At 55.1% G+C, this 6,385-nt stretch carries 7 protein-coding genes; 3 read left to right on the forward strand and 4 right to left on the reverse strand.

Features of this window, described 5'->3' with window-relative positions:
* The first annotated feature begins 214 nt into the window (after window positions 1–214).
* The 3 genes from ECTPHS_RS13260 (at window position 215) to ECTPHS_RS14405 (ending at window position 2,458) form a co-directional block, all read left to right on the forward strand.
* A complete protein-coding gene (locus ECTPHS_RS13260) occupies window positions 215–796 on the forward strand; it encodes a hypothetical protein (RefSeq protein ID WP_008933270.1) in 582 nt (193 codons plus the stop codon).
* 103 nt (window positions 797–899) lie between these two features.
* Window positions 900–1,853, forward strand: coding sequence for a transposase (locus ECTPHS_RS13265; RefSeq protein ID WP_008933271.1), 954 nt, complete (start codon window positions 900–902; stop codon window positions 1,851–1,853).
* Between the two features lie 218 nt (window positions 1,854–2,071).
* Window positions 2,072–2,458, forward strand: coding sequence for a transposase (locus ECTPHS_RS14405; RefSeq protein WP_256364693.1), 387 nt, complete (start codon window positions 2,072–2,074; stop codon window positions 2,456–2,458).
* Between the two features lie 130 nt (window positions 2,459–2,588).
* On the opposite strand, the gene ECTPHS_RS14410 is transcribed toward ECTPHS_RS14405, so the two are convergent.
* The 4 genes from ECTPHS_RS14410 to ECTPHS_RS13280 form a co-directional block, all read right to left on the reverse strand.
* Window positions 2,589–3,335: a glycosyltransferase family 2 protein gene (locus ECTPHS_RS14410; RefSeq protein ID WP_168044676.1), complete on the reverse strand. Its 747-nt coding sequence runs from the start codon at window positions 3,333–3,335 to the stop codon at window positions 2,589–2,591.
* 7 nt (window positions 3,336–3,342) lie between these two features.
* Window positions 3,343–4,137 carry an FkbM family methyltransferase gene (locus ECTPHS_RS14415; protein WP_083838876.1) on the reverse strand — a complete coding sequence of 265 codons (795 nt, stop codon included), beginning with the start codon at window positions 4,135–4,137 and terminating at the stop codon, window positions 3,343–3,345.
* Window positions 4,138–4,186: 49 nt separating this feature from the next.
* On the reverse strand, window positions 4,187–5,308 hold the full coding sequence (locus ECTPHS_RS14665) for a hypothetical protein (protein WP_141565363.1): 1,122 nt from the start codon (window positions 5,306–5,308) through the stop codon (window positions 4,187–4,189).
* Window positions 5,309–5,386: 78 nt separating this feature from the next.
* Window positions 5,387–6,385: glycosyltransferase family 2 protein (locus tag ECTPHS_RS13280; RefSeq protein WP_008933276.1), on the reverse strand; the 999-nt coding region annotated here is incomplete at its 5' end.

The following is a 6,385-nucleotide window of genomic DNA, read 5'->3' on the forward strand; positions in this document are numbered from 1 at the left end:
TACATACGTCCTCTGTGGTCGCGGGCCTTGCCCGTGAAGGCGGTGGGCACCTGGCCTTCTCGCAGCGCCTCGCCGGCAGGCCGGCTCCCACGGAGGCAGGCTCAGGACATTTCCACGTCGAATGCCACGACCTGCCGCTGTTCGCTGGGGCAATAAAAAGTGGGTGTCCCCTAGAGAGAGAGATCACGTCTACCATGGCCGGAAACCCTGGGATGTGCCCACCCGGCTGATCGACTGCATCGACGCCGACGAGGATCTGCTTGAACTGCAACGCGATGGCGACTACGCGGTCAAAGACCTCAGCAGCAATGCACCGGCCTATGAGGACTTCTCCAACCACCCTCTGCTGCGGGCAGGACTGGCGGCCCTGGCATGGGCCTTCGTCACACACTTTCAACCCGAGCAACTGGCCCGGTTACTGCGGGATTTACCCGATGAACACCCCCTCACCCGGCAGATATTGATTTACATCGTCCGGGTCCACACAATGACCGAAGATGAATTCAAGCAAGGGGTGGCCATGGCCAAACCCCATCTCGTGGAGGCACTTACCATGTCGCTGGCTCAGGAATGGATGGATCGTGGCGAAGCTAGGGGGATCCAGAAAGGCGTGCACAAAGGCGAGGCCCAGATGCTAGCCTGGCTGCTAGAGCAAAAATTTGGGTCACAAGCCCCCAAGGCCTATCAGGAGTCTATCGAAAAGGCTGACGAACCCCAGATCAAGACTTGGTCGGCCCGTCTGCTCACCGCCGACCGCATCGAGGATGTTTTCAAGGACACACCGCCCATGCAGTGAACTGCTGGGCCCGTTCTGGGAGCGATGTCCAGAACGATGCCTCCGTGCAGTAACCTGCCCACACCCCGGCCATGGACCTGGTCGGGAAGCCTTGGACGGACCCATGCCGCGCCCACGCTGCCAGCAGATCTCCATCACCGACACGCCCTACTACCACGTCGTCTCACGCTGTGTGCGGCGCACCTTTCTGTGTGGACAGGATCAGGCCACCGGCAAGAGCTTTGAGCACCGGCGGCAATGGATCGAGGACCGGATCCGGCTGCTGGCCTCCCTGTTCGCCGTGGACATCGCCGCCTATGCGGTCATGTCCAACCATTATCATGTGGTGGTCAAGCTGGACCCCGCCCAGACCGATGGCTGGACGGATGACGAGGTACTGCGGCGCTGGAGCTGCCTGTTCAAGGGACCACTGCTGGTCCAGCGGTATCTGGCCGGAGACCCGCAGGAAAGCTACGCGCTGAATCAGGTGGCGGAGTTCGCCCGGTGCTACCGGCAACGGCTGGCCAGCCTGAGCTGGTTCATGAAGTGCCTCAACGAACCCATCGCCCGGCAGGCCAATCAGGAGGACGGCTGTACCGGGCACTTCTGGGAGGCGCGGTTCAAGTCCCAGGCCCTGCGCACCGAGGCGGCGCTGCTCAGTTGCATGGCCTATGTGGATCTCAACCCGGTGCGGGCCGGGATGGCGGCCACGCCGGAGGCTTCGGAGCACACCAGCATCCGGGAGCGGATCACCCCGCGATTCGACCTGGCCCAGGCCGTGCGTGAACATATGCAGTTAGAGGCCCTGCTGCGGTTCGATGGCCCGGTGAAACCATTGCTGCATTTCGAGGGCGCATTCGCTGACCGGGAACAGCCCGGCATCCCCTTTGCCTTCGAGGATTACCTGGCCCTGGTGGACTACACCGGGCGGGCCATCGACCCCCGGAAGAAGGGCGCCATTGCCAACACCCTGCCGCCGATCCTGCAACGGCTGGGGTTCACCCCAGATCAGTGGCTGGATCAGAGTACGCGGTTTGAGGCCAGGTACCAGCCACAGCGACGACAATCCACAGCCTGACACGGCCTTCTTTCCCTGCCCAAGTGCTCCCCTGCGGTGGTCATGCCGAGGTGAAACCGTGGGTGGTGTTCAGGGCCGAGGTTGAGATCGGGGAGAATCGGGGGCTGAAGGCGGTTTGGGGCCTGAGAATCGGCCCGGACCCGGGGGTGAACCCCTGTTGTCATAACGGGACATAATGCGAACCACCGCCAATACCCCACCAAAACAATCAAGAGTGCCTGTCCCTCTTCCCATCTTTTTATGAAGACAACATGAATGCGGATTTGCTGATCGATTTCATGAGACGCCTGATCAGGGGAAGTGGGTGCAAGATATTCCTGATTCTGGACAATCTCAAAGTTCATCATGCGCGCAAGGTCAAAGTATGGCTAAGCGATCATACGGCTGAGATAGAAGTCTTTTATCTACCACCGTATTCTCCTGAGTTGAATCCTGATGAATATCTGAACTGTGACCTGAAAGCAGGCGTTCACAAAGGTCCGCCAGCGCGAAACAAGGATCAATTGAAACAGAAAGTGCTGTCTCATCTTCGCAAACTGCAAAAACTGCCTAAGCGGGTTGCGAGCTATTTTCAGGCTGGACCCATTCAATATGCAGCAGCGTAGCTATTTGATTGCCGGGTTAATATTCTCTGGCATCTGGCTGATGGGAGAATCCAAGCTCTGGCAAATGTATGTCAGGGCACCCTTGACAATACTGCTGGGCATCAGCATTGCCTTCTACTTCATTAACTCTTCAATGCCTTATCGAGAAGAGCAAAAAAAGTGAACGCAAAGTCTTATGAGTGATGCGCACAATTGCACGTAGCCCGCCCAGCGGCCCATACAGGTTGCGATACTTCCATAAAAACCCCAGCTTATGGAAAGGCGTATTACGCAACCTCTCTCCATCATGATGACGCAGAACCACAATAGCCCTTGGCGCCACTGAAATCCTCTCACCGGCCAGCAGGACTTCCAGCGCAAGTGCCTTGTCCTCGGACATTTTCAGCGCCTCATCAAATCCACCGATACTGAAAAACAAGGCCTTCTCAATCAGAAGATTTTGACCTCCGGTGCCTGGATTGCGCCGCAATATACGGGGGATGGTCATGCCCTGCGGTGAAGGACATTTGTAAGGCTGCGGCACCTCATGACGTAGCACATCCTTGCGCCCATAGACACAGCGTGTTCCTTCGGCCTGTAAAACAGCCCATGCCTCACGCAGAAAATCAGCATCCCACCAGTCATCGTCATCCAAAAATGCCACGTGTGATCCTTGCGCCATGGCAGCACCAAAATTACGGGCTCTGGATGCACCAATGCGTGGAGGCAAGCGAAACCGCTTGACACCTTCGGGCAGGGCGGCGGAATCCGCATCCCGAATACCATTGTCCACCACAATCACTTCGATGGGCTTGAGCGTCTGCGTCAATGCCGATGTCACGGCCTTGTACAGAAAATTTGTCGATCGATCACAGGTGGGAATCACTACCGAAATCATATTTTTCTCATGATCTGAAGAACACTTCATCATAATGTCCGGACTGAAGCCCCATGCTGGGAAGATAGCCGAACTGCTCAAGAAATTCATAGAGTGATGCTGAGTCGGCTCCAAACCGTTGTAGATGCATGTCGTTCACCTCCACAACCAGCTTTTTCACTCGCCCGGCAACCAGGAGTTCCTGGATACCCCTGAGCACTTCGAGCTCATAGCCTTCAGTATCAATCTTGACATGGATTTCCTTGAAATGACCAAACCTTTCAATATCGTCCAGAACAATCGGACCCGCCAATATCCGCTCACCCGCCGCCGAGACGAATGCCGCTCCTGAATTACCTTGCTTACCCGCATCAAGATATAATTCACCTCGCCTTGAAGAAACGGCCTGCCTAAAAGAGTGAATACATGAACACTCATTCAATGCAATATTTTCTTGCAAAAGATTGAATGTTGCCGGTGATGGCTCATAGGCCATTACCATGCCCCCGCCACGCATCTTAAGTGTTTTTTCCGCCAATATGCTGGTACACCCCTGATTGGCACCAATATCTATAAACAAGGCATGACCCGGCAACGACTTTATGAAGTCTTCCACCACCCCATAACTTCCTTCAAAGCCGATGCGATTCGCATTATCGTGCCAGCGAACAATCATCGGAAAGCCATAAGCCGTCATGGCCGCCGCACCTTGCAAATAGGGACCCACTTTCCTGGCAAACCGTTTACGGTAGCGATGGGATGGAATATTCCTCAAAATGAAGGCGGCTGGCGGAGCAAGCCATTGCTTCATATCAATTGACATATTCAATCACCACCTTATTTTCAAGTTCATCTGTTGCACGCAAGGTCGATCAGGCAAGCCCAATATCCCGCAGCCAGCCTTTGCAGGTGCCGGATGAATCCGCCGGCGCGACATGATCGCCCGGGGGAACCACCGAAAGGCAATCCCTTGCAAAATATTTCAGATCCGATGAGGATTGAATCAGCACCTCATGCTTGAATGAAGGCAAATAAAGGCCTTCCACCTCAAACATGGGATAGACGTAGGCGGCAGGAATGCCATACAGGAAATTCAGGTTCTGAGCCGCACTCGAATCGATGGTCACGACACCGGCAATATCATATAAACCCGGAAGAAGTTCTCCCGGCAAAGCGGCATCTTCATGTAATTTGAAGGACTGAGATTCAGTCGGCAACGGCAATTCATCCGTGAGACGTGGATGAGGCTTCAATACTAGGGTTGCATTCATGTTCTCGCAACAGGATGCCAGTTCCCGAAGGCATTCCGATTCCGCGGACATGACCGCGGCATGATTCTTTCTGCCTGGGGCGGACCCCAGATAAAGGATAACTTTGTTGGGCATCACGTCCCGCGCTGAATACCCACCCTGTCCCCATGCGTTCAAGATAGTGTCTGCCACACTTTTTCGAAAAATACCGGGAGGCAGACTCGATACATGGCATTTTGAAGTAAACCAGGCCGGCATTTTTTCAGGTCTGCGAACCATGCAGGCATCGAGTCTTGCCAGAGGCGGCGACAGTCGAAACAGGCGCCTCAAGGGACTCAAACGCGGGGATGACAGGGTCGTATGGATGCTGTTGGACACCTCAAGAAATATCACTTTTGTCCCGAAAGCTCGCCTGACATGATCCGACACTTCACGGTTCAACGGTTTACTGATGGAGAACATGAAGAGAACGTCAGGTCGAATCCCGTCCAGGTGCTTGATGATCAAGCCCATATCCCGAGCATTGCGTTCACGAAACTTCCTGCCGGCCCGGACACCATAGCCTGGCGTATGGAACGCCACCCGCGACTCAAACCCCGGCACCAAGGTTGCCAGAGCATTGAACCCCTCGTATCGAGAAGCCTGAAGCAGATGTGAATTGACATGCCTGCCGAAGTGACTGGCCAGCATGGCCGAGAAGACCACATGCACGGGCTTGGCTGTCAAAAATACGACGTGCATCATCTCAATACTCTAACCGATCAACCATCAAATGGCTGCCATATAGTGAATCAATACCCGTGAATCGCCTTGAAATATCGTTCAGAAAGCCCCCCCCCCGGAACCCAGACGACGAAACAGACAGTCATAATACCGATAGATGCGACTACCGCCCGCGTATGCCCTGGAAGTCAGGGCAAAATCCATTTTTCGCTGCAAGTCTGCCGTGAACTTGAAGTGCAGCATGGTGAGCAGGATTTCCTCGGACGGGGCCTGGCTGGCTCGGTGTGAGCCATCGAGGTAGACGCCCGCCCCCCAACGGAGGATCGGTGTTTTCACGCAGGCGGTGGATGGCGTTGGAAACCCCAGTACACGGATCATGGCCGCCGGAACATGCCGGTTGATCCAGTGGCGTTTGCATACACCATGCTGCCGAAACAAACGCCAGGAAGCCCCTTTATATTCCAGAGCAGGCTGGGCCGCGGGCCGGAGAGTCAGCAGGCATCGGTCATCGAAATACGGATAACTCTCCACCAAGTCCTGAAGTGAGGCGGGATGGATGCCCCTGCGCATATCTTCAAGGGTTGCCGGATACATCTCCAACAGAGAAGCAGACACAACACGAATATCGGCCTCGTCCAGCACACGGAAGAAATCGGACACGTCCGTGAAGCGCTCCGGCAACAGCAGAAATTCGTCGGCATCCGCATAGATGGCGAATCCGTCGCCCAGAAAATGATGGGGGATGATGGATTTGAGCAATACACCGAATCTTCGCCTCCGTACCTTGCCCGATACAGGGTCCGCAGGCAGCTCGACATCGTCGCCATAAAGCTTGTCACTGACAAGAATACAGCAGTCGGGCTGTTCGGCCAGAAACTCAAATGTTCCATCCCGTGACTGATCATCAAAAAACAGGAACTGCCTTACCCCCAAGGACCGGTAGTAATTCAGGAAGGCGGGGAGAAAAAACATCTCATCGCGCACAATGGAGTACACGGTCGGCCGACCAGGCCTCACGACACCATGGGCAAGCCTCAATGAATCGGCAAATGCCGCGGCAAGATCATTCACGGCCACCCCAGGATCACCCATATAATA

Origin of the sequence: Ectothiorhodospira sp. PHS-1, from assembly GCF_000225005.1 — a bacterium.
Taxonomy (GTDB): Bacteria; Pseudomonadota; Gammaproteobacteria; order Ectothiorhodospirales; family Ectothiorhodospiraceae; genus Ectothiorhodospira.